Origin of the sequence: Vibrio ichthyoenteri ATCC 700023 (assembly GCF_000222605.1) — a bacterium.
Taxonomy (GTDB): Bacteria; Pseudomonadota; Gammaproteobacteria; order Enterobacterales; family Vibrionaceae; genus Vibrio; species Vibrio ichthyoenteri.
Genome location: NZ_AFWF01000318.1, coordinates 1 through 1,626 on the forward strand (window position 1 = coordinate 1; position 1,626 = coordinate 1,626).

Sequence of the window (1,626 nt, forward strand, 5' to 3'; positions counted from 1 at the left end):
CTCACCACTTTCGCCGTGAGAACGAAGCGTACTTTACCCGATTATTTTTTTACGTCAACAATAAATTAGATCAAAACAATCAAACGGTTAGTTTACAATCGCTCTGGGTGTATTTTGCACTTATTTTAGGTTTATTACCCTTGCCATTAAACGATTTCCTATGCGCCTCGCTTGCTCGGCGAACAACAAATCCTGCAAAAACACATCTCACCATGGATCGATTGACGTTTATTTTGCCCGATGTGAGAAAAAGTCTGCCGCAATTGGGGACTGTTGGTACGCATAGTGATTCGACGCGAACCGTTAGGCTATCGCTTATTCCGAGACTTAAGTCTAGAATGCGCGCTTTTTGTGAGCAACAAATGATGGACGCTAACAAAACTCTCGCGTAAATTGTTAAAAATATTGGATATATTTAGAAAGGGATCTTTCATGAAGTTACAAATACCACAAGACTACCAACCCCTACTTGAATTGCGTGACACCGAAGTTGCGATCAAAAAGCTTAAGGACTACTTTGAATACGCGCTCGCGTACGAGCTGTATTTAACGCGCGTCTCGGCGCCTTTATTTGTTAAACCTGAAACGGGCCTTAATGACAACCTCAACGGAACGGAGCGTCCAGTAAGCTTTGACCTGCTTGATGACAACGGCGCGCATGTTGAAGTTGTGCATTCATTGGCAAAATGGAAGCGTATGGCGCTCGGTCGCTACGGCTTTCAAAAAGATGAAGGCCTTTATACCGACATGAACGCGATCCGCCGTGATGAAGAGCTAGACAACATTCACTCGATTTATGTTGACCAATGGGATTGGGAAAAGGTGCTCGAGAAATCGATGCGTAATGAAGAGTACCTGCGCACAACCGTGGAAAAGATTTATAACGCTTTCCTAAAAACGGAAAACTATATCTATCAAGAATACCCTGTATTAGAAAGACGCCTACCCGCCAAGGTGACCTTTATTACTTCGCAAGAGCTGCTTGACCGCTACCCAGATTTATCATCAAAAGAGCGTGAAAACGCGATCTGTAAAGAGCATGGCGCGGTGTTCATTCGCAATATAGGTCATGCCCTGTCTGATGGTGAGCGTCATGATGGGCGTGCACCTGATTATGACGATTGGAATCTCAACGGTGATTTGCTGTTCTGGAACTCGGTACTCGACAGTGCGCTGGAGCTTTCTTCAATGGGTATTCGCGTCTGTGAACAGAGCTTAGCAGAGCAGTTGGCGATTTCTGGTTGTGAAGATCGCGCATCACTGCCATTTCACAGTATGGTACTCGACAAATCACTGCCTTACACCATTGGTGGTGGTATCGGCCAGTCACGTATTTGTATGTTCTTCTTACAAAAAGCGCATATTGGTGAAGTTCAGTCGTCTATCTGGCCTGATGCGATGATTGCAGAATGCGAAGAGAACAAGATCCAACTTCTATAATAAATCTATGCTCATTGCCCCTTCCCTAGGGGCAATTATTGCTAACTCACAACAATTCGATTCCTCCCACTATTTTTAGCTCGGTATAAGCTCTGATCTGCTTCTACAAAATAGCTTTCATCAGCTAAAAATTTACCCGGTTCGGCTTGACGACTAACACCAATCGATATCGGTGTTTTTCAAGAC

2 protein-coding genes are annotated in these 1,626 nt (G+C 44.3%); both read left to right on the forward strand.

Annotated features, from left to right (window positions below; all coding sequences use genetic code 11):
- Positions 1 to 392: hypothetical protein (locus tag RH85_RS23360; protein ID WP_006714749.1), on the forward strand; the 392-nt coding region annotated here is incomplete at its 5' end.
- Positions 393 to 432: 40 nt separating this feature from the next.
- Entirely contained in the window at positions 433 to 1,440 is a 1,008-nt protein-coding gene (asnA, locus tag RH85_RS20995) for an aspartate--ammonia ligase (protein ID WP_006714750.1), read from the forward strand.
- Positions 1,441 to 1,626 lie beyond the last annotated feature (186 nt).

Excerpts from the sequence above, each read along its gene's own strand:
- asnA (WP_006714750.1), top strand. The coding sequence starts at position 433 with ATGAAGTTACAAATACCACAAGACTACCAACCCCTACTTGAATTGCGT.